Raw genomic sequence first — 20,007 nt, 5'->3', positions numbered from 1 at the left:
GGGCTACCTCAGCCGCAGCGGCAGCGAAAGCAGCCCGCGGTGACGGGGGTTGGCCTGCCACCGTGCCTCGTGGTCCTCGCTCAGCCGCAGGCGGGGATGGCGGGTGAACAGCTGGGTGAAGGCGATCTCGGCCTGGAGGCGGGCCAGCGGCGCGCCCAGACAGTGGTGGATGCCGTGGCCGAACGCCAGGTGCCTCGCGGCGTCCTCGCGGCCGATGTCGAATCGGTCGGGGTCCGCGAACACCTCGGGGTCACGGTTGGCTCCGAGCAGCGAGATCTGCACGAACTCGCCCTGCCCGAAGGACACTTCACCGACATCGACCGGTTCGGCGGCGTACCTCAATGAGGCGAGGGCGGAGGGGGACTCGTACCGCAGGATCTCCTCGACCGCGCCCGGCATCCTGCTCATGTCGGCTCGCAGGGACGCCAGTTGGGCAGGGTGCGTCAGCAACGTGTGAACGCCGTTGGCGATCAGGTTGACCGTGGTCTGATGGCCCGCGATCACCAACAGGAAGGCCATCGAGGTGATCTCGTCCTCACTGAGCGCCTCCTCCCCCTCCGCGCGGGCCTCGACCAGCGCGGACAGCAGCCCGTCGTCGGGGTGTTCACGCTTGAGGGCCAGCAGCGCCCTGAGGTAGGCGAGCATGGAGTCGGCGGTGAACACCGATACCTCGCCGTCGCCCTGCCCGCCGTCGAGGGTGTTGCCGCGGACCTGGAGGGCCTCGTGGTCCGCGTCCGAGGCGCCGAAGAGGTCGAACACGACGGCCAGGGGCAGCGGCAGCGCGAACTCACTGATCAGCTCGGCCTCGTCCCGCCCCTCCCACGCGTCCAGGAGCCCCGCCACATGGGCCTCGATCGCGGGGCGCAGCGCCGCGGTGCGGCGCGCGGTGAACGCCTTCTGGACGAGCTTGCGCAGCCGGGTGTGGTGTGGCGGATCGGTGTTCAGCATATGGCTGAACAGAGCGCTGCCGGGCCCCTGGGTGAGCCCCACATGGCGGCCGAACCTCTCCACCGCCCCGCCCTTGGAGAGCCGTTGATCGGCCAGGAGTTCCTTCGCCTCGGCGTACGAGGTGACGACCCATCCCTCGACCGCGGCCGGGCCCGGGTAGCGGGTCCGACGAGCCCCGCCCTCCTCGCGCCACTCGCGGTAGGCGGCGTGGGGGTCGTCGAAGAACTCCGGGTCGAGGGTCCGGATGCCGGGCGCCTCGTGCGTCGGCACGTCGGACGCCGGGGCCTCGGCCTCGGGCGCGGGGTCGGCGGGTGCCGCGGTGTCAGACATGGCGGACCTTGCTCCGGTGGCCGATGTGGACGGTCTTCACACCGAGCAGCCCCACCAGTGGTACGTCGGCCGTTCGCTGACCCGGAGCCACCACAAGACCGGTACGACGTATGTGGTCCAGGAGGAGTTCGGCCAGCGGCATCACCATGTGGCGGCCCCAACAGCGCTCCGAGACATGCCCGAACGGCATGTAGCCGGGGGTGTTGTCCGGGTCGAGACCGGCCCAGCGTTGCGGCCGGAACTCGTTCGGCGCGTCCCACAGGGCGGGGTCGCGATGGGAGAGGAGCGGCAGCATCAGCAGATCGTCCCCGTGCCCGATCCGCTCGTCGATGGCCGGGTACTCCGGTGACCGGTTGCGCAGCAGGTTCCACGACGGGGGCAGCAGCCGCATCGCCTCGAAGAGGATGTCGCGGTTGGACGCTTCGTCGTCGAAGGGCGAGCCGAGCCAGAGGGCGTTGGCGACCAGCGTGGAGACCGTGAAGCAGACCGGAGCGGCCGCGCGCCGGTAGATGCCCATCGCATAGCGCCGGTCGTCGTAGCTGCGTGCCTCGGCGAACAGATTGGCCAGATGCGTCAGTTGGGGCCCGGGGGCCGGCCGGCGGGGCAGGGCGGCCCCGGCCACGATGGTGCTCCAGGTGAGCCGGGGGTCGATCTCCAGCGTGCGGGACATGAGGATCCGCAGCCGGTACGGGTCGTCGCGCAGCACGAGGTCGCTCAGGAACCGGTGCCCGGTGATCGGCCAGGGCCCGGACAGATCGGTCCGCTCCGGCAGCGGGTCGGGCTGCTCCAGGGCGGCACGGACGTCCTTGCCGACCGTGCGCATCACCGACGAGGCCTCCGCCTTGGAGATCGACCGGCCGTGCAGGGGCTTGAAGGTGGGCCGTTCGGTCTCCGTCGCCTTTCGCGCGGCCAGGATGCGGTCGGAGAGTTCTGCGCCGGCGATGCCGATGGTGTCGGGTTCCAGGCGGACGAGGTCCTTGCCGAGGTGTTCGTCGAGCAGAGCCTGGAGACGAGGGGCGAAAACCGTGGTGCGGCGACTGGTGCGGGTCATGGCGGATGGCATACGGCGAGCTCCGGAAATGAAAATGCGGAGGGCCCGCACACACGACTGACCGAAATTCAGTCGGCCTGCCTTGTGTGCGGGCCCAGGATTGGCCTTCGGCTTAGTACCAGAAGTACCAGGCGGCCTGCTTCAGGCTCGGCTCGCTCTTCTTGGCACGCAGGGCGGCGATAATCTTCGACATGATTAATCCCTTCCTTTCGCTGACATCCGAATGTGAACCACCGGACGGAGAGCGTCAATTCACGCACCTGAGGTGTGTTCATTTCCAGTCACCGGCCGCTGAGGGGAAGTGAAGCGGTCCTGGCCAACGGTTGTCAATGGTTCCGCTTTTCTTCTTCCCTGTGAGTCCCGGCGTTCAAGTACGACCGGTCGAAACATTTATTTTGGCGGTACGGGGAACAGTGCCCGAACGGTCATGGGCGATTGCCCGGAAATACCTTTCGACGTGCGTACTGGGCCTGCCGACAAGAGAAATGAGTACGCTGTTGGTTCCCACACGCGACTGTCGGGCGAGTGAGGAAGTCCCGTGAGTTGCCCGGTCCGCCCGGTCCGCCCCGTCTCGGCGCTGCCTCTTCCGGGGAGCTCTGCCCCCGGGCCCCGTGCGCAGCGCATCGGCCGAACCCCTTAGGGTCGGGCGAGCCACGGACGCCCGTGGACTCCGGGCGCGCACAGCCGTCCGGCCGACCCGAGCCAGGAGTGTGGGACGACATGACCGGCAATCGAGCCGACGCGAGCGTGGCCGAGCGATTCCTGACCGCGTTCGCCGCCCGCGACTGGGAGGCACTGCACGCGCTCTTCGCGCCCGACCTGATCTGGACCATGCCCGGCCATGGCACCATCTCCGGGACGGTGCACGGCGCCGACGCCGCGGTCGAACGGGCCCGGAAGATCGCCGGCCGGGGTCTGCACACCGAACTCGGGCACGTCCTGACGGGCCGGAACGGCGTCGCCCTCACCCTGCACAACACCGCCGAGGACGCGGACGGCCGCACGCTCGACGAGCACCTGGCGACCGTGCTGACCCTTCGCGACGGCCAGGTGAGCGCGATCGACAGCTATGTGTCCGATGTCGACGGCATGAGCGCCTTCTTCAACTAGGCCGTGGGCGGCGGGTGTTCACCGCGGGGCGGGCCACCGCGGCCCGCCGCTCAACCCGCCAGCGCGCTCAGCAGCATCGGCAGGGAGCGGTGCAACTCCCTTTGCCAGTAGGGCCAGGCATGGGTTCCGGGCCCGTAGAAGTCGGCGCGGACGGGGCTGCCGAGGGCGGCCAGCCGATCGGCGAGGGCCCGGTCCTGCTGCTCGAAGTAGGCCTCGCCCGGATCCCTCTCGCCCGCCGGATCGTACGGGCCGGCCCGGCCGTTCCCGCAGGACAGGAAGACGGGGAGCCCGCGCAGCGCGCCCGCTTGGAGCGTGGGGTCGTGCTTGGCCCACACAGCGCGCTGCCGTACGGGATCACCCCAGATGGCATAGGGATCGACGCCCTGGCGCCGGTCGAGGTCCAGGAACCAGTCGGGGCCGAGGCCGCCGGGCACCTGGAGCAGCGGGTGCACGGTGCCGCTGTAGGAGGCGACGGCACGGAACAGCCCCGGGTGGTGCGCCGCGTACGACAGCGCGCCGAGGCCGCCCATCGACAGCCCGGCCGCGACACGTCGGCCGCCCGCGCCGTAGCCGCGCTCGACGATCTGGCGGACCTCGGTGGTGTGGAAGGTCTCCCAGCGCGGCGCGCCGCCCTTGCCGTAGTTCCACCAGTCGCTGTACCAGCCCGCGGCACCGGCTTCCGGCATCACCACCAACACCCTTCGCAAGGACGGGAGTTGGTCCACATCGGTGTATGTCGTCCAGTCGGTGTAACCGCCGCAGCAGCCGTGCAGCAGCCACAGCGACGGCCAGTCGCCCCGCCCCGGCGACCAGCCGTCCGGCGTGAGCAGGCGCACATGGACGGTGGCCCCCAGGGCCGGGGAGGCGATGGCGAGGTCGATACGGCGGGGTCCGACCCGCTGTTCGGTGACGACCCGCGCTCCGTCGTCGGCCCGCACCAGCCGGCCCCGGGCGTGACCAGGATCCGCGCCGAAGACACCGGCCAGCAGGGCGCACAGGACCGCGACGAGGACTGTGCTGACCGGTGCGCGACGCATCCCGACCCCTTTGTGTGACCCCGGGCCCGGTGTGGAACACCGGGCCTCTCGGCGACCGATGGCCCCGCTGGTCTACCAGCCGCGCCCGTCGTCGCGCGAGAGGCGCTCCCCGGCCACCCCCATGTGGGCTCACCACATGGGGGCCACACGCATGTGGCGTTCTGCCACCGATGGGTGCTCTGTTCCGCCACCCCGGTTCACAGCGACAGTTGGGACACCTCGCTGCTCAGCCTCGGGGCCGGGACCGGGCGTTCCGCACGCGGCCTGGGCGGCGCGGCGGGGGCGTCGCGGGCGATCGAGGTGATGAGTTCCCGCAGTTGTTCCGCGTAGCGGTGGATGTTCTTCTGCGCGATCGCCGTGTCCGGGTAGCGGACGGCCAGTTGCAGCCCCCCGTGCAGACGGGTGAACCACGCGCACACCTGGTCCCCGTAGGAGACCCTGAGCAGGGCGGACGCCCGGAGCTCGTCCCACTGCCCGGCGCCGGGGATGTCCCTGGCGTCCACGAACGACACGATCGAGTAGAGATCGGGCGACGTCGGGCGGAAGTCCGAGCCGAGGAGCCGCAGCACCCGGGCGATCGGAATCTGGGCGAGCGCCTTGTTGGCCCGCAGCGCGCCATGCACCATCTTCAGGGCATCGTCGAAGCCCTGTGCCTGCGCCACCGGAATCTCGATGGGCGCGCCGCCCACGTACCATCCCACCGAGTCCGCCCACCGGGACTTCGCCCTGGTGTGGAGCGGCACCACCGTGCGGTAGACCGGCTCGCCCCCGATGTCGTGGACGATGAGGCTGGTCGCCGCCAGGATGCCGACCTGGCCGCCGCCGAACGGCCGGCAATACGCCGAGAACGCGGCCGCGTCCACGTCGTCCACCAGCATCTCGTACCAGAGCTTCTGCTCGGGCAGCCGGCCATCGTCTTCGAGGCCGAGGTCCACCGGGAAGGCGGGCAGCCGGCCGTCGCAGCGGGCGATGAACTCCCGCCAGCGCGCCACGATCGCGTGGGTGTCGTCGACCTGGTCCGCGCTGGCCCTTTCGATCTCGCAGAAGTCGACGTAGCTGCCGACCGGCGTCGTCTCCGCGCTGCGGCCTTCGGCTCCTGCCGAATACAGCTCATGGATCTCGGACGGGATGCGCTGGATCGAGTACGCGTCCACGTTGCTGTGGTCGAAGGCCATGTACACGCTGGTGGATTCGGGCCGGACGACCGCCGTGTACAGGAAGTTCGGCCAGCAGAGGGCGTCCGCCTCCACATCGAACCGGTCCTGGAGGTGGTGGCTCAGCTCCTCCGCATCGGGGAAGTCACCCACGACTTCGCGCCGGAGTGCCACCGCGTCCGGCGCGGCGGTGAAGCGGCGCATCTCGTCGTCGACCCAGCGGAATCCGCTGCGCAGCGTCTCGTGCCGCAGGGTCCAGGTCCGCAGGGCCGCCTCCAGGACGTCCAGGTCGACCGGCCCCAGGATGTCGAAGGCGGCGCCCAGCCAGGTCGGTACGAACAGTCCGTCCTCGCGCACGGTGCGGGCCGTCCTGATGTGTGATTCCTGCACATAGGCGGGGGGCCGGGAGTCGTCGGGCTGGCTGGTCGCGGCCTCGACCATGGCGGGATCCAGACTCCACTCCACCAGCCGTCCGGGACGGACCTCGCAGCCGTGAATGTCGGTGATTCGCACGGGAGTTGTCCATTCACAAGCTGTCGGGGAACACGGGCGTGCGGCGGGCCTGAGGCGCAGGTCCGGCCGCGCGGGGACACCCGCCGCGGCCGATCGGCTGGAGCGCCTCGCGGCCGGGGGCCGGGCAGGGCGAACGGCCCGGCCGGGCACGTACGGCCCGGTGGCCGCGGACACGGCGCACGGCGCGACGGATCGGCACCGCGGCGGTGTGGCCCTCGCGCTCCGCGTGGTCCCCCGACTCCCCCGCCCGGCCGGGCGAGCCGGCCGGCTCACACATCCGGCGACGCCGGAGTGCCGCAACACTCCTCGCCGGGGCTCCCGTTGGGGAAGGCGTCGGGCGGTGCGCGGCCGCCGCGCACCGCAGCCCAGGAAATACGGTCATGTGGTGACCAACGCGGGACGGGCGCTCCCGGGCACGCAGAACCACCCCATCGAGTCGTTTGCGCCGACCCATGCGCCATCGCGCCCCGGAAGGAATCCCACCCCGCCCCGCCGGACGCGAGCCCGCAATTCTGGCTGAACTCCCGCTGCCGGCACGCGGATTGGGGGTGATACAGACCGAGAGGACGAAGATCGGGGCGCGGCGGGAGGCGGTCGTACCGAACGTCAGCCCGTCGTGGCGGGCGGGGTGTTCGGCAGCGACAGCGGAGCGGGCTTGGTGGTGGAGGGCTGGGTCGCCGGCTTCGCCTGGGCGACCTCCTTCTTCACCAGGGCGGAGATCTCCTTCAGGATCGCCGCGGCCTCCGCCTTGGCCTCGGCGACATCCGCCGCGGCGTCCTTCTTGTCGGCGGCGACCATCTGGTCGATCTCCTTCATCATCGCCGCCACCTCGGCCTTGACGCCGACGACGTCGTCGTCGGCGACCCGGCTCCCGGTCGGCTCGCCCGCCGTTCCGGGGACGGACACGGAGGGGACATGACGGGCGGCGTAGGCAGGTGCTGCGGTACCTGCGGCAAGGGCGCCGCACAGGGCGATCGCGGCGACGGTGGTACTACGGCGCATGATCGCGCTCCTCATCAGATCGACAGCATCCAGGTCATTCCACTCTCGATCCACTGTTCGGCACCTTCGGGCGGAGGGCCACCCGGGCCTTGCCGAACGAGTGAGGCCGGTCTGACGCCCCGTCGGGGAGGGGTGCCCCACATACTCCGGTCCCCGTCATGGAGGATCGACCCATGGGTGAACACGTGGAGCGGGTCGACGAGCAGGATCGCGTCATCGGTGTGGTCGAGCGGGGCGAGGCCGTGCGCGAGGGGTGGCTGTACCGGATGGCCATGGTGCTGTGCCGCGACGCGCGCGGCCGCTGTCTGGTGCACCGGCGCCCCGAGAGCAGCAAGCGGTTTCCGGGCGAGTACAGCTGGCTGGTGGCCGGGGCGGTGGGCGTGGGCGAGGCCTACGAGGACGCCGCGCGTCGGGAGCTGCGCGAGGAACTCGGGGTGGACGCCCCGGTGCGTCCGCTCTTCAAGTTCCTGTGCGACGGCGAGCTGAGCCCGTACTGGTTCGCGGTGTACGAGGCCGTTGCGGCGGAGGAGGACATCGTGCCGGACGCCTCGGAGGTCTCCTGGCACGGCTGGCTGACCGACGACGAGTTGAGGGCGGCCATGGCGAGCTGGAAGTTCGTCTCGGACAGCCGGGACGCCTATACCCGCTATCTCGCCCTCGGCTCGTCCGGCCAGGACTCAGGAGCGGTTGACCCGGCCGGCCACCGCGTGGCCGATGAGTAGGTAGACCACGGCGGGCAGGCCGTAGTTGACGATCGTGCGCCAGGTGTCGGACCTGATGGTGAACATGTCGCGCGACCAGCCCGAGAGCCAGTCCGCCGCGTGGCGCACCCACGACACGATGTCGTTGGCCGTGTTGGCGTTGACCAGGAAGAAGGCGATCCAGAGGATCAGGATCAGGGCCATGACATCGACGATGACGAGTATGCCGGTGGCTGCGGGGTTACCGCCATAGCGCCTGGACATGTGCAACTCCTTGTCTGTAACGGTGGGTTGAGGTTGCGGGACCGTGGACCGTGGCGCGCCCGGCGGGGGCCGCGGAGGCTCCCGCCGGGACACGGGGGATGTGGGTCCTCACAGGCTGAGCAGGCGTTCCGCGAGCCTGCGGTATTCACGCAGGGCCATCCGCAGGTCCTCGGTGGCCGAGCCGCCGGACGCGTCCTGCCAGGTCGCGCGCAGCGTTCCGCGCCGCTCCCCGAGGGTCTCGATGATCCGCTCGGTCAGGGCGTCGACCGTCGAGGCCGCTTCCTCGACCGCCGAGCGGGGCTCGTCCACGAACCCGCCGACCGCGTGCTGGATCCTGAGCTGCAACTTCTCCCGCTCGTGCGGCGGCAGCACGGCGTCGCCGTCGACGGCGCCGCCGGCCTCGGCACCCGGGCGCCGCCCGGCCTGCTCGGGGACGCGTCCCTCGGCCGCGGACGGCACCGGTGCGGGCCGCTCGGGCAAGGGCTGGTCGGACAGCGGCCGGTCGGACAGGTCCCGCTCGGAAGCCGGGGCCGCGCCGAGGTGCTTCCCGGTGCCGGACTGCCCGGCGAGAGGCTGGTGGGGAGCGGCGCCGGGGCCGCTCACGGCCGGATCGGGCACGGCCCGCTCGGGCGCGGACTGATCGGGCACGGCGCGCTCGGGGACGTCGCGACCGGTCGGGGGCTGATCGGGGACGCCGCGGTCGGTGGCCTCGCGACCGATCGGGGCCTGCTCGGACGCGGCCCGGGCCGGGACCTCGCGTGCGGCGCCGGGCTGTCCGGTGCCGGAAAGCCCGGCGCCGGGCTGTTCGGCGCCCGGTCGTTCGGGGACGTCGCGCCCCGAGACGAGCTGATCGGCCAGGGGCTGTTCGGATGCGGGACGCTCGGGCTTGGTCATGACTGGCTCCCTCGGGCGATGTCGTCGCGGTGCGTGGCGTTGCTGGACGTGTGCCGGGCGCTGCGCACTCCGAGGCGCCCGGCCTTGTCGCCGCGGCGCTCCCCGGTCAGTACGGCGAAGAACTCGTGGGCCTGCACGAGGGTCTCGCGCAGTTCCTCCGTGCTGGGCCTGCGGCCGTCGGCGCCCTGGGCCACGCCGCGGATGCGGCGGTAGCTGTCCAGGTGCTGGGGGTGGTGCACCGAGAGCGCCGCCAATTGCTCCTCGGACGAGCCGCTCGGGAAGCCTCGTTCGTTCGCGAGCCGGCCCAGCAGCGCCTCGGCCTCGGCCACCGCGCGGGTGGGCGATTCCACGAACTCCTCCTGAACACGGGCCCATTCGGCCGCGTAGCGGCTGCGCTCCGCCGCGCTCGGGGGGTCGACCTTCAGGCTGCCGTACCTGCGGACCCGCTCGTCGAGGTCCTTCTCCGCGGCCTTCACATCGCCGTGGTGCTCGGCCACGGTCCGTTCGTATTCGGGTCCGAACCGGCTGCGCAGGCCTTGGCCCCGCCGCGCGACGAACATGCCGATGACCACCGCCAGGACAACGATCACCACGATCGCTATCAGGATGATGACGACACCACTGGACATGGCCTGCCTTCCCGTTGGAGAACGGCCCCGCACTTCGGGCTGTCCTCCACCGTGTAGACGCGAATCGGCCGAATAAACGCGCCGTCAAGAGACGCGTCCCGTGACGTGCGGGCGGCGCGCCGTTCACCCCATCGGGTCACGGGATTTTCGCCCCGCCCCGAACACGGAGACGCTACAGGGGAACAAACGCCCACAAAATGGAGGAAAACCGTGCGCATCCGTACCGCTCTCGCCGCAACTGTCCTGGCCGCCACGGCCGTCATCGGCACGGCCGGTGCCGCAGCCGCCGACCCCAACCCGCCGGTGGTCGGCACGGCCGAGAACTCCCCCGGCGTGCTGTCCGGCGACGTCATCCAGGTCCCCGTCGACGTCCCGGTCAATGTCTGCGGCGACAGCATCGACCTCATCGGGCTGCTCAACCCGGCGGCCGGCAACACCTGCGTCAACCACTGACGCGCCGGTCCCGCAGGTGACTTCGCCCCGGAACGGCACCAGGGTTCCGGGGCGAAGCAGCGTTCCCGGCGGGCGCGTCGCCCGCCAACCGGCCCGTTCCCGAGGGAAATCACCCGGCTCACCCCACGTGATGCGTGCATCGGCGCGGCGCCGGGAGCAGACTCGCCCTCGCGAGGGGGGCCGGCGCAGAGCTGAACGAACAGGAAAGCAACGTCATGTCGACTACCGCTCACACCGAGCACGCCCAGCACACCCATGAGCACGGCGTCAGCTGCGGCCATGTGGCCGTGCCCCACGCAGATCATGTCGACTATGTGCACGACGGCCATCTTCACCGGTCCCACGACGGCCACACCGACGAGTGTGAGCCGGCAGGCCACACCGTGCACGCGGATCACGCCCATCGCCACCAGGCGGGCTGCGGGCACGTGTCCGTACCGCACGGCGACCACGTCGACTACATCCACGACGGCCACCGCCACGCCGACCACGACGGCCACTGGGACGATCACTGAGCATCGCCCGGAGTCGCCCCCCTCGGAGTCGAACCCTGGAGTCGAACCCCGGAGCTGAAACCCGGAGTTGAACGAGGACGCACCAGGCACGGCTGAGCCCCCGCTCAGCCCGCGTCCGGCCGGTTGACCGGGATCCTTCCCAGCGAGCACGGCAGCGCTCCGCCCGCTCGGGCAAGGGATCCCGCAGGAGCGGACGCGTCCACTCTTGCCCTAGCGCGCTGCATCAACTCACGTGCGAGACAGAGCAGTTGGGCGTCCTCCATCGGCCGGGACGGGGGCCCGTCCACCCGGTCCCCCGTCGTGTCGCCGATGGCGAGGGCCAGATGGACGGAGAGGCCGTCGTCCCCGGACGCGGTGTGCGGGGCGGCACGCGGCACATACAGGACGTCGCCGGCGCCGATGACGGTGTGCAGGACGGGCGCGCCCGGGTTCGGCACCGGACCCGGGCCGCGAGTGCCGTCGGCCGGGGCCTCGGCCTCGTACACCGTCCACTCCTTGCGGCCCGCGAGCTGCACGACGAGGACGTCGGCGCCGTCCCGGTGCACGTCCGGGCCCCGGCTCCCGACCGTGGTGGCGAAGCAGAACGCCTCCGTCTCGCGCCCCAGGTCCTGGGAGAGGAGGGCCGTCAGAGCGCCCACCGAGGCGTTCCAGCGGCCGAGTCGGGGCAGCAGGAGCGTCGCACCCTCGGCGAGCAGGTGCATGATCCGTTCCGGGTCGGCGAAGCCTTCCCCCGGACCGTCGGCGCAACCGGCGGCCGCACCGAACTCCCCCGCCGGTACCAGCTCCCCGTCCCGCAGCAGCTCGACGTACGGTGTGCGCATCAGGGCGCCGCCGAGCGCACCCGTCAACTCCCGTAGGGTGGGCACCTCCTGGGGCAGGCACGGCGGGGTGAAGACGTGCGGCCGGCCTTGGCGGCACTGCTCGAAGAACGCCCCGGGCTCGCCCAGCAGGCGGTCAAGCACTCCCCAACGCATCGTCTCTCCCCAGGTCGGAGGCGGTCCGGTGCCGCCACTTCCCGAACCTACGGGAGTGATCACCGGTATGCCCCGGGACGATCGGGCAGCGTGGTCGGCCGCGAAGTCGCCGGATCTGCCCGGGAGATCCTTGACGCGACGGCGGACGGGTTCCGCCCGATCGTTGACCTCAAGCGCGGTAGAGGTCGTACGTTCCTCGCATGAGTATGGAAGCCACCGCGTGGACGCAGCTCCACAACGTCATGAACGCCCAGCAGGACAAGCGGCCCTTCAACCGGGCGACCCTGCGCCGCATCGCCGCCTTCGCCCGTCCGCACCGGCGCCGGATCGTCCTCTTCCTGGTTCTGAGCGTCGCCACGGCGCTGCTCGCGGTGGCGACACCACTGCTCGCCGGGCGAGTGGTGGATGCGATCGTGGCCGGCAAGGAGAGCGGGACGGTCACCCGCCTCGCCCTCTACATCGCCGCGATCGCACTGGCCGAGGCGGCGCTGGGCATCGCGAGCCGGTGGCTCTCGTCGACGCTCGGCGAGGGGCTGATCCTCGATCTGCGGACGGCGGTCTTCGACCATGTCCAGCGGATGCCGGTCGCGTTCTTCACCCGGACCCGCACGGGAGCGCTGGTGAGCCGGCTCAACAACGATGTGATCGGCGCCCAACGCGCCTTCAGCAACACGCTGTCGGGGGTGGTGAGCAACCTGGTCACCCTGCTGCTCACCCTCGCGGTGATGCTGGGCATCTCCTGGCAGATCACCCTGCTCGCACTCGTGCTGCTGCCCGTGTTCGTGCTGCCCGCGCGCCGCATGGGCACCAGAATGGCGCGGCTCCAGCGTGAGGCCGCCGAGCACAACGCCGCCATGGGCACCCGGATGACCGAACGGTTCTCGGCGCCCGGCGCGACCCTGATCAAACTGTTCGGGCGGCCCGCCGACGAGTCGGCCGAGTTCGCCGCCCGGGCGGGCCGGGTGCGCGACATCGGCGTGCGTACGGCGATGGCGCAGTCCGCGTTCATCACCGCGCTCACCCTGGTGTCGGCCCTCGCGCTCGCCCTCGTCTACGGACTCGGCGGCTACTACGCGCTGCGCGGCTCCCTCGAAGCGGGCGCGGTCGTCTCACTCGCCCTGCTCCTGACCCGGCTCTACGCACCGCTCACGTCACTGGCCGGGGCGCGGGTGGAGGTGATGAGCGCGCTCGTCAGCTTCGAGCGGGTCTTCGAGGTGCTCGATCTCAAGCCGCTCATCGCGGAGAAGCCCGGGGCCCGGGCGGTCCCGGCGGGCCCGGTGTCCGTGGAGTTCCACGACGTACGGTTCGGCTACCCGGCCGCCGACAAGGTCTCCCTCGCCTCACTCGAAGAGGTCTCCAGCCTCGACACCCGGGGCGGCACCGAGGTGCTGCACGGCGTCTCCTTCCGCGCCGAGCCGGGCCAGATGGTCGCACTCGTCGGCTCGTCGGGCGCCGGGAAGTCGACGGTGGCCCAGCTCCTGCCGCGCCTCTACGACGTCGACGCCGGCACGGTCCGGCTCGGCGGCATCGACGTACGGGACCTGACCGCCGACTCGATCCGGGACACGATCGGCATGGTCACCCAGGACGGGCACCTCTTCCACGAGTCGGTCCGCGCCAACTTGACGCTGGCCCGCCCGGACGCCGACGAGGAGCAGCTCTGGGAGGCACTGCGCCGGGCCCGTCTGGACGGCCTGGTCGCGTCCCTGCCGGACGGCTTGGACACGGTGGTGGGCGAGCGCGGCTACCGGCTCTCGGGCGGCGAGCGCCAGCGGCTGACCATCGCCCGGCTGCTCCTGGCCCGTCAGCGGGTCGTCATCCTGGACGAGGCGACCGCCCATCTCGACAACACCTCCGAGGCATCCGTACAGGAGGCGCTCGGTGAGGCGCTGGAGGGCCGTACCGCGGTGGTGATCGCCCACCGGCTCTCCACGGTCCGCTCCGCCGACCTCATCCTGGTGGTGGAGGACGGCCGGATCGTGGAGCGCGGCACGCACGACGAACTGCTCCGACTCGGCGGCCGCTACGAGGAGTTGTACCGCACCCAGTTCGAACGCCCGGGCGGCGCACCCGCCCTCGGCTGACGGAGCACCCGGGGTCCTCCTCCCCGGGGATTCCGCCGAAACACGCGGGTCTCAAGGGAACGGATCATCCCCGATCACAATCTAGTTCCCTGCGCACCCCTGAAGGCGGTGCGGCTGGACGGTGGTCGCCGGGCGCCGCGTCCGGCAGACCGTTCGCAGAGAGTGTTCTTGATCCCATGGGGCTCACAAGTACCGCCGTTCTGGCATTGGCCGTGCTCTGCACGGTGCTGCTGTCCCTCGTCGTCGTATGGCAGTGGCCCCGGCTCTCGGGGCGGGGGTGGAAGCCGGTCCTCGGACGGATCGGCCTGATGTGCGCGGTCCAGCTGCTGCTCTTCTCCGCCGTCGGGCTCGCCGCCAACAACACGTTCCTCTTCTACGGCTCGTGGGCGGATCTGTTCGGCCGGCAGGACGGCGTGGGGGTGCTCGGCGCGCAGTCCGCCGCCAGCCCGGGGGTGAAGGTGGACGGCAAGCAGAAGGTCGACGTCCCCGGCGCCGGCAAGCCCAGCATCGGCGGCGAGGTGCAGAAGGTCTCGGTGCAGGGAGCGCGGTCCCGGATAGTGACCCCGGCGTACGTGTACCTGCCGCCGGAGTACTTCCAGAAGGGGTACGAGAAGCGGACGTTCCCCGTCACCGTGGTGCTGACCGGCTTTCCCGGCACGGCCGAGAACCTCATCAAGGGGCTGCACTACCCGAAGACCGCGTGGACCCTGTCGAAGCAGAAGAAGACCCAGCCGATGATCCTGGTGATGATGCGGCCGACCGTGGCTCCGCCCCGCAACACCCAGTGCATCGACATCCCGGGCGGCCCCCAGACCGAGACGTTCTTCGCCGACGATCTGCGCAAGGCCGTCGCCGGCACGTACCGGGTCGGCACGAAACCGCGCAACTGGGGGTTCATCGGCGACTCGACGGGCGGCTACTGCGCCCTCAAGGTCGCGTTGCAGCACCCGGAGGCGTACGCGGCCGGGGTCGGGCTCTCCGCCGACTACAGGCCGGACGTCGACATCCAGTCCGGTGACCTCTTCCACGGCAACAAGCACGAGGAGCACCGTTCCGACCTGCTGTGGAGCCTCGACCACCTGCCCCAGGGCAGGTCCTCCTTCCTGGTCACCACCTCCCGGCAGGGCGAGAGCAACCTCAAGGAGACCCGGCAGTTCATCGCGAAGGTCAAGAAGCCCGCCCAGGTCTCCTCGATCACGCTGGACTCCGGCGGCCACAACTTCAACACCTGGCTCCGCGAGATCCCGCCCTCCCTGGAGTGGCTGAGCGCCCGCCTCGACGGAAGCTGAGCCGCGGACGAAACTCGGCTGCCCCGCGCGCCCGACTCGCTTATCGTCAGCGTGATTTCCGGCCGAGCCCCGGCCCGGCCGGAACGAGGACGACGACGTGGAGGATGATCGTGCGCTACCGCGAACTGGGACGCAGTGGACTGTCGGTGTCCGAGATCGGTTACGGCGCCTGGGGCATCGGCGAGTCCAGTTGGGTGGGTGCCACCGAGGACGAGTCGGTACGCGCCCTGCACCGGGCCATCGATCTCGGCGTGAACTTCATCGACACGGCACGCGGCTACGGCGAGAGCGAGCGGATCGTGGGCCGGGTGGTGCGCGAGCGCGCCGGATCCGGGGAGGCGGTGCGCGTGGCCACCAAGGTGCCGCCGAAGAACGGTGTGTGGCCGGCCCCCAGCGGCATCGACCCCGCGCGGGCCTTCCCGGGCTCCCACATCCGCGAAAGCCTGGAGACCAGCCTGCGTGCGAGCGGCCTGGAGCGCTTCGACCTGCTCCAGTTCCACGTCTGGAGCGACGACTGGGTCGGCCGGGGCGACTGGCTGGAGACCGTCGACGACCTCAAGCGGGAGGGAAAGATCGGCCTGTTCGGCGTCTCCGTCAACGACCACCGGCCCGACACCGCACTGGACCTCGTCCGCAGCGGCGCCGTGGACAGCGTGCAGGTCATCTACAACGTCTTCGACCAGTCCCCCGCAGACGAACTGTTTCCGGCCTGCCTGGAGCACGGCGTCGGGGTCGTCGTGCGGGTCGCCCTCGACGAGGGCGGTCTCACCGGCGGCATCACGGCCGGCACCACGTTCCCCCAGGGCGACTGGCGGCACCGCTATTTCCAGGGCGACCGCCCCGCGCAGGTCGAGCGACGGGTCGACGCGATCGTCGCCGATCTCGGCATCGCCCGCGACGAGATGGCCGAGACGGCACTGCGATTCGTGCTGAGTTCCCCTGCGGTCTCCACCGTCATCCCCGGCATGCGCAGCGTCCGCAACGTGGAGCGCAACACCGCTCTGGGCGACGGGCGCGCCCTGACCGCCGAGCAGCTCGCCGTGCTGGCGAAGCACCGCTGGCAGCGCAACTTCTACTCCTGAGTGTCCCTGCGGGCACCGGGGCCCCACGAGGGTCTCGCGGGGCGGTCGTGGCGGGCGGTGCGAGCGCCGCCCGCCACAACCGCCGGCCCGGGGCTGCCGGACGGCGGCTCAGACCAGGTCGACGTGGTACTGGCCGGCCTTGTAGTCGGCGAACAGGGTGTACTCGACCTCGGTACCGGGTGCCGTGTCCTCGCCGAGTTCCTTCTCGACGGGCTCCAGGTCGACCAGGGCGTATTCGCTGTAGCCCTCGAAGTCGCCGGGCCCGTCCGCGACGGCGATGTGGAGGGGGGTGTCGTCGGAGAGGCCGGCGAGGGCCTGCCGCAGGCGGCCTGCCGTCCATACCTGCGGGGTGTGGTCAAAGGTGTCCGTCATGGGCGGAGACTAGCCGCGCCCCCGCCCCGCCCCGCGCTCCCCCGCCAGCGGGACGCCAACAGCCATCACTTGGCCTATCCGGACGGGACGGTCCCGGCTCAGCCCTTCTTGATCGTCACGCGGTTGATGTTCACGGGCAGCGTGGGGTATCCGTCGCCGGGACCGTTCTGGTCGTCCTCGCCGCCGGCCGCGATCTTCTTCAGGACGTCGAGCCCGGCGGTGACCCGGCCGAAGGGCGTGTAGGCGGGCGAGAGCTTGGTGTCCTTCCAGACGAAGAAGAACTGGCTGCCGTTGGTGTTCGGCCCGGCGTTGGCCATCGCCACCGTTCCGGCCGGATAGGTGGCACCCGTGAGGTTCTCGTCCGGGAACGAGTATCCGGGGCCACCGCTGCCCGTGCCGGTCGGGTCGCCGCACTGGAGGACGTACAGGCGGGCCGTGGTGAGCCGGTGGCAGTGCGAGCCGTTGAAGTAGCGCTTCTCGGCGAGGAACCGGAAGGAGTTCGTGGTGCACGGCGCGTTGTCGGTCAGCGCCTTGAAGGTGATGGCGCCCTGGCTGGTGCGCAGGGTGGCACTGAACGGCCTGGCGGCCTTGACCGGGTCGAAGTCCGGTATCCCCTTGTAGTTGTCGGCGGGCACGGCCGGCGTGTAGGCGCAGGCGGTGGCCGCGGGCGCCGGGGACGTGTGCGGGGCCGGGGCGCTCGGCTGTGGCGATGGCGCGGCGGCGCCCGCCTGGGTCGCCGTGGCGAGCGGGAACAGGACGACGGCGGCGAGCAACACGCCTTTTCTGCGGAGCACTTGAGGGGTTCCTTCCCTGGGGACCGACATGACATGGCCGCCTCATCCTGCCCAGCCGCCCGCCCGCCATGCCGCCCATCGCCCGTACCCGCACCACAGCCGCACCCGCACCCGCACCCGCACCCGCACCGGAGCCGCACTCATCCGATCGGCACATCAACTGCCTTACAGGACGCGGAAGTTCCCCCTTCCGGGGTGGAACGCATCGGCACGAGAGGCGCTCTTACAGGGCGCACATCCCAAAAGGAACGAAAGGGGAACAGCGTGTACGTGTCTGGCATGCGCAGGATGGTCGCCGCGAGCGCGGTGGCGGTACTCGCCGGATCGGGGATCCTGCTCACCGCGGGCGGGGCCTCGGCGGCGGACCCGACTCCGGTCGGCGCCTCCGGCCAGCAGGCGGCCCCCGCCGCACCGGTGGTGGCCGAGCCCAAGGGCAAGGTCGTCGCCAACGGCGGCCTGTGGGTCCACCAGGAAGCGAACACCACCTCCAAGCGGCTCAACCTGCTGCCCCAGGGCTCGGTCGTCGCCCTGCAGTGCAAGAAGACCGCCCAGAACGTGGACGGCAACAAGACCTGGTACAAGCTCGGCGCCAACAAGCCCGGCTGGGTCACCGCCCGTTACGTCCAGAACCTGGCGGCGGTCCCGTACTGCAAGTGAGACGCCGCTGCCTCAAGTGATACGCCGCAACAAATACGCGGCCCGTGGTCCCTCGCGAGTGATCCACCACGAGTGACCGGATCGCGAGCCACGTACGCACGCGCGAGCCGGCTCCCACCGATCCGACTCGTTCCGGGGTGTCAACGGCCGCTCGACAGAGCGCCGTTGACACCCCGCACCACTGCCCCGCGGCGGAAGGGCGGCGCGCCCGCACCCATCTCGCCGCCGGTACCTCGGCGCCCTTTTGTTTCCCTCAAGTTTCCTCCCGGCCCCTGTACATACGAATACCCGCCAGTAGTGTGTGGCCGCGCGGTCGCACCCGAGAGCTGCCGTGCCGCCAACTGCAAGTGCCACCAGGGGGATACCCATGCGCGGGATGAGCCGCCGTCAGTTCGTTTCCAGGATGTCCGGCGCCGCCGCGGGCGCCGCCCTGTGGTCGATGGCGGCGCAGGACCGGGCGCTGGCCGCGACCGTCGCGCGAGCCGTCCGGGTCGGCGGCACCACTCTGGAGCAGGCCGCGATGCCGGTCGGCACCGGGCCGTACAAGCGGCTGGTGGCCGGTCCGGGGTGGCCGTTGGTGGTCCGGGGCGAGCTGGCCGCGGGGAGCACGGGGCGGGACGACCGCCGGACCGGGCTGGCCTCCTTCGTGCAGTTCACCGACCTGCACCTGGCCGACACCGAGTCGCCGGTGCGGTTCGAGTACCTGGCCCAGTACAACGACAGCGCGCACCGCCCGCAGGAGGCGCTCACCGTGCGCGGCGCGTCCGCACTGGTCGAGCGGGTCAACTGGGTGCGGCAAGGCCCCTACACGGGGCTGCCGTTCGGCATGGTGATGGCCACCGGCGACAACACCGACAACCATGAACTCATCGAGCTCGACTGGTACTTGAGCGTCATGAGCGGCGGCCGGATCACCCCGAGCAGCGGCGACGCCTCGCGCTACGAGGGCGTACAGAACTCCGGCAGCGCGCAGTACTGGAACCCGGAGCTGTCCTTCCAGGACTCCTACAAGGCCAGGGGCCTTCCGCAGATTCCGGGATTCCTCTCGGGTGCGGCCCGCCCGTTCAACGCGCCGGGCCTCAGCGTCCCGTGGTACACGACGGTCGGCAACCACGACGACAGCATCGAGGGCAGCCTGCCGGACCTCGGGCTCCTGAGCGACCTGTACACGGGCGACCGCAAGATCGAGGGCTGCGACGACGCCACCGCCGCCAAGCTCGCCTACGCGCTCCAGCACAACCCGGCCCAAGCGGCTCTGCTGCTGGCCCAGTTGCTCGGCAACGGCGGCGCGATCCGCAAGGTCACCCCGGACGAGCGCCGGCGCCCCTTCACCCCGGCCGAGTTCGCCAAGGCGCATCTCGACCCGGCCTACACGGGCGCGGGTCCGGTCGGGCACGGCTTCACCTCGGACGCGGCGAGCAGCGGGCACCTGTACTACACGTTCCCCCTCGCGGCCGGGGTGCTCGGCGTCAGCCTCGACACCACCAACAGGGCCGGATTCGCGGACGGTTCGATCGGTACCGCGCAGCTGAACTGGCTGGAGTCGGTCCTCAAGTCGCACAGCAGCCGCTGGTACGACACGGACGGGCATGTGGTGCGCGGCGGATCCAGCGACTCCCTCGTCGTGCTGTTCAGCCATCACACCAGCACCACCATGGGCAACCTGCTGCCGGACCCGTACCACCCGTTCGAAGGGCGGCACGACGGCAACGCGCTGGTCGCGCTGCTCCAGCGCTATCCGAACGTGGTGGCGTGGGTGAACGGCCACACCCATGAGAACCGGATCACCCCGCATGGCCACGCGGTCCCCGAGCGCGCCTTCTGGGAGATCAACACCGCGTCCCACATCGACTATCCGCAGCACGCCCGCGTCATCGAGATCGCGGACAACGGTGACGGCACACTGTCCCTGTTCACCACCCTCATCGAGTCCGCCGCGCCTTACACGACGGACTTCGGCGACACCTCCGACCGGGGCCTGGCCGCCCTCTACCGCGAGCTCTCCTACAACGACCCCTATGCCACCCCGTCGGCCAAGCTCGGCTCCTCGGCCGATCACAACACCGAGCTGCTGCTGGCCCATCCGGGCAAGTGACTCCCAGGGGGGGCGGAGACCCGGGGGACGGATCACTCCCCCGGTCTCCACCCCCCCCC

General features: G+C 70.9%; 20 protein-coding genes. 9 read left to right on the top strand and 11 right to left on the bottom strand.

The features are described 5' to 3' along the window. Positions 1–3: 3 nt before the first annotated feature. A complete protein-coding gene (locus CG740_RS02445) occupies positions 4–1,278 on the bottom strand; it encodes a cytochrome P450 family protein (protein WP_100573180.1) in 1,275 nt (424 codons plus the stop codon). Then, positions 1,271–2,329: a cytochrome P450 gene (locus CG740_RS02440; protein ID WP_100573179.1), complete on the bottom strand. Its 1,059-nt coding sequence runs from the start codon at positions 2,327–2,329 to the stop codon at positions 1,271–1,273. Before CG740_RS02440 ends, CG740_RS02445 begins: the two co-directional genes overlap by 8 nt. A gap of 720 nt (positions 2,330–3,049) precedes the next feature. Here CG740_RS02440 and CG740_RS02435 point away from each other — a divergent pair. Then, complete coding sequence (locus tag CG740_RS02435) at positions 3,050–3,439, top strand: nuclear transport factor 2 family protein (protein WP_100573178.1); 390 nt, start codon at positions 3,050–3,052, stop codon at positions 3,437–3,439. A 50-nt stretch (positions 3,440–3,489) separates the two neighbouring features. Here the strand turns inward: CG740_RS02435 and CG740_RS02430 are convergent, their stop codons facing one another. The 3 genes from CG740_RS02430 to CG740_RS02420 form a co-directional block, all read right to left on the bottom strand. Next, positions 3,490–4,476, bottom strand: a complete 987-nt coding sequence (locus CG740_RS02430) for an alpha/beta hydrolase (RefSeq protein WP_100573177.1) — start codon at positions 4,474–4,476, stop codon at positions 3,490–3,492. 197 nt (positions 4,477–4,673) lie between these two features. Next, positions 4,674–6,143, bottom strand: coding sequence for a condensation domain-containing protein (locus CG740_RS02425; protein WP_100573176.1), 1,470 nt, complete (start codon positions 6,141–6,143; stop codon positions 4,674–4,676). Positions 6,144–6,749: 606 nt separating this feature from the next. Next, a complete protein-coding gene (locus tag CG740_RS02420) occupies positions 6,750–7,145 on the bottom strand; it encodes a hypothetical protein (RefSeq protein WP_100573175.1) in 396 nt (131 codons plus the stop codon). 173 nt (positions 7,146–7,318) lie between these two features. Here CG740_RS02420 and CG740_RS02415 point away from each other — a divergent pair, with 173 nt between their 5' ends. After that, positions 7,319–7,867: an NUDIX hydrolase gene (locus CG740_RS02415; RefSeq protein WP_100573174.1), complete on the top strand. Its 549-nt coding sequence runs from the start codon at positions 7,319–7,321 to the stop codon at positions 7,865–7,867. On the opposite strand, the gene CG740_RS02410 is transcribed toward CG740_RS02415, so the two are convergent. The 3 genes from CG740_RS02410 to CG740_RS02400 form a co-directional block, all read right to left on the bottom strand. Further along, entirely contained in the window at positions 7,823–8,110 is a 288-nt protein-coding gene (locus CG740_RS02410; RefSeq protein ID WP_100573173.1) for a hypothetical protein, read from the bottom strand. The genes CG740_RS02415 and CG740_RS02410 overlap by 45 nt on opposite strands. A gap of 108 nt (positions 8,111–8,218) precedes the next feature. Further along, on the bottom strand, positions 8,219–9,004 hold the full coding sequence (locus tag CG740_RS40670) for a hypothetical protein (protein ID WP_100573172.1): 786 nt from the start codon (positions 9,002–9,004) through the stop codon (positions 8,219–8,221). Further along, complete coding sequence (locus tag CG740_RS02400) at positions 9,001–9,633, bottom strand: hypothetical protein (RefSeq protein WP_100573171.1); 633 nt, start codon at positions 9,631–9,633, stop codon at positions 9,001–9,003. Before CG740_RS02400 ends, CG740_RS40670 begins: the two co-directional genes overlap by 4 nt. A 210-nt stretch (positions 9,634–9,843) precedes the next feature. On the opposite strand from CG740_RS02400, the gene CG740_RS02395 reads away from it, so the two are divergent. Together CG740_RS02395 and CG740_RS02390 are read left to right on the top strand one after the other, a co-directional pair. Beyond that, positions 9,844–10,086 (top strand): chaplin, encoded by a 243-nt coding sequence (locus CG740_RS02395; RefSeq protein WP_100573170.1) that lies wholly within the window; start codon positions 9,844–9,846, stop codon positions 10,084–10,086. A gap of 215 nt (positions 10,087–10,301) precedes the next feature. Beyond that, positions 10,302–10,601 (top strand): hypothetical protein, encoded by a 300-nt coding sequence (locus tag CG740_RS02390; RefSeq protein WP_100573169.1) that lies wholly within the window; start codon positions 10,302–10,304, stop codon positions 10,599–10,601. 104 nt (positions 10,602–10,705) lie between these two features. Here the strand turns inward: CG740_RS02390 and CG740_RS02385 are convergent, their stop codons facing one another. Further along, positions 10,706–11,575 carry a JmjC domain-containing protein gene (locus tag CG740_RS02385; protein WP_159030191.1) on the bottom strand — a complete coding sequence of 290 codons (870 nt, stop codon included), beginning with the start codon at positions 11,573–11,575 and terminating at the stop codon, positions 10,706–10,708. A gap of 200 nt (positions 11,576–11,775) precedes the next feature. Here CG740_RS02385 and CG740_RS02380 point away from each other — a divergent pair, with 200 nt between their 5' ends. The 3 genes from CG740_RS02380 (at position 11,776) to CG740_RS02370 (ending at position 16,030) form a co-directional block, all read left to right on the top strand. Continuing rightward, the gene (locus CG740_RS02380; protein WP_100573167.1) at positions 11,776–13,659 is read left to right on the top strand and encodes an ABC transporter ATP-binding protein; all 1,884 of its coding nucleotides are present in this window, start codon (positions 11,776–11,778) and stop codon (positions 13,657–13,659) included. 176 nt (positions 13,660–13,835) lie between these two features. Next, on the top strand, positions 13,836–14,948 hold the full coding sequence (locus CG740_RS02375; protein WP_100573166.1) for an alpha/beta hydrolase: 1,113 nt from the start codon (positions 13,836–13,838) through the stop codon (positions 14,946–14,948). 110 nt (positions 14,949–15,058) lie between these two features. Continuing rightward, on the top strand, positions 15,059–16,030 hold the full coding sequence (locus CG740_RS02370; protein WP_100573629.1) for an aldo/keto reductase: 972 nt from the start codon (positions 15,059–15,061) through the stop codon (positions 16,028–16,030). Positions 16,031–16,138: 108 nt separating this feature from the next. Here CG740_RS02370 and CG740_RS02365 read toward each other — a convergent pair whose 3' ends face one another. Continuing rightward, the gene (locus CG740_RS02365) at positions 16,139–16,402 is read right to left on the bottom strand and encodes a DUF6225 family protein (RefSeq protein WP_100573165.1); all 264 of its coding nucleotides are present in this window, start codon (positions 16,400–16,402) and stop codon (positions 16,139–16,141) included. A gap of 98 nt (positions 16,403–16,500) precedes the next feature. After that, a complete protein-coding gene (locus tag CG740_RS40665; RefSeq protein WP_324901035.1) occupies positions 16,501–17,196 on the bottom strand; it encodes a peptidylprolyl isomerase in 696 nt (231 codons plus the stop codon). A gap of 279 nt (positions 17,197–17,475) precedes the next feature. On the opposite strand from CG740_RS40665, the gene CG740_RS02355 reads away from it, so the two are divergent. Both CG740_RS02355 and CG740_RS02350 read left to right on the top strand, forming a co-directional pair. Beyond that, positions 17,476–17,853 carry a hypothetical protein gene (locus CG740_RS02355; RefSeq protein WP_100573163.1) on the top strand — a complete coding sequence of 126 codons (378 nt, stop codon included), beginning with the start codon at positions 17,476–17,478 and terminating at the stop codon, positions 17,851–17,853. A 367-nt stretch (positions 17,854–18,220) separates the two neighbouring features. Beyond that, the gene (locus tag CG740_RS02350; RefSeq protein ID WP_100573162.1) at positions 18,221–19,948 is read left to right on the top strand and encodes a TIGR03767 family metallophosphoesterase; all 1,728 of its coding nucleotides are present in this window, start codon (positions 18,221–18,223) and stop codon (positions 19,946–19,948) included. Positions 19,949–20,007: the final 59 nt, after the last annotated feature.

Origin of the sequence: Streptomyces sp. CB01201 (assembly GCF_002803085.1) — a bacterium.
GTDB classification, from domain to species: Bacteria; Actinomycetota; Actinomycetes; order Streptomycetales; family Streptomycetaceae; genus Streptomyces; species Streptomyces hundungensis.
The sequence above is the reverse complement of the archived record's forward strand: the minus strand, read 5'-3'. Positions and strand labels throughout refer to the sequence as shown.

What these genes read in the sequence shown, in the direction of transcription:
- CG740_RS02355 (WP_100573163.1), top strand. Translation starts at nt 17,476, where the DNA reads ATGCGCAGGATGGTCGCCGCGAGCGCGGTGGCGGTACTCGCCGGATCG.
- CG740_RS40670 (WP_100573172.1), bottom strand. Translation starts at nt 9,004, where the DNA reads ATGACCAAGCCCGAGCGTCCCGCATCCGAACAGCCCCTGGCCGATCAG.
- CG740_RS02410 (WP_100573173.1), bottom strand. Translation starts at nt 8,110, where the DNA reads ATGTCCAGGCGCTATGGCGGTAACCCCGCAGCCACCGGCATACTCGTC.
- CG740_RS02420 (WP_100573175.1), bottom strand. Translation starts at nt 7,145, where the DNA reads ATGCGCCGTAGTACCACCGTCGCCGCGATCGCCCTGTGCGGCGCCCTT.
- CG740_RS02365 (WP_100573165.1), bottom strand. Translation starts at nt 16,402, where the DNA reads ATGACGGACACCTTTGACCACACCCCGCAGGTATGGACGGCAGGCCGC.
- CG740_RS02415 (WP_100573174.1), top strand. Translation starts at nt 7,319, where the DNA reads ATGGGTGAACACGTGGAGCGGGTCGACGAGCAGGATCGCGTCATCGGT.
- CG740_RS02440 (WP_100573179.1), bottom strand. Translation starts at nt 2,329, where the DNA reads ATGACCCGCACCAGTCGCCGCACCACGGTTTTCGCCCCTCGTCTCCAG.
- CG740_RS02435 (WP_100573178.1), top strand. Translation starts at nt 3,050, where the DNA reads ATGACCGGCAATCGAGCCGACGCGAGCGTGGCCGAGCGATTCCTGACC.
- CG740_RS02400 (WP_100573171.1), bottom strand. Translation starts at nt 9,633, where the DNA reads ATGTCCAGTGGTGTCGTCATCATCCTGATAGCGATCGTGGTGATCGTT.
- CG740_RS02350 (WP_100573162.1), top strand. Translation starts at nt 18,221, where the DNA reads ATGCGCGGGATGAGCCGCCGTCAGTTCGTTTCCAGGATGTCCGGCGCC.
- CG740_RS02430 (WP_100573177.1), bottom strand. Translation starts at nt 4,476, where the DNA reads ATGCGTCGCGCACCGGTCAGCACAGTCCTCGTCGCGGTCCTGTGCGCC.
- CG740_RS02385 (WP_159030191.1), bottom strand. Translation starts at nt 11,575, where the DNA reads ATGCGTTGGGGAGTGCTTGACCGCCTGCTGGGCGAGCCCGGGGCGTTC.
- CG740_RS02445 (WP_100573180.1), bottom strand. Translation starts at nt 1,278, where the DNA reads ATGTCTGACACCGCGGCACCCGCCGACCCCGCGCCCGAGGCCGAGGCC.
- CG740_RS02380 (WP_100573167.1), top strand. Translation starts at nt 11,776, where the DNA reads ATGAGTATGGAAGCCACCGCGTGGACGCAGCTCCACAACGTCATGAAC.
- CG740_RS02390 (WP_100573169.1), top strand. Translation starts at nt 10,302, where the DNA reads ATGTCGACTACCGCTCACACCGAGCACGCCCAGCACACCCATGAGCAC.
- CG740_RS02375 (WP_100573166.1), top strand. Translation starts at nt 13,836, where the DNA reads ATGGGGCTCACAAGTACCGCCGTTCTGGCATTGGCCGTGCTCTGCACG.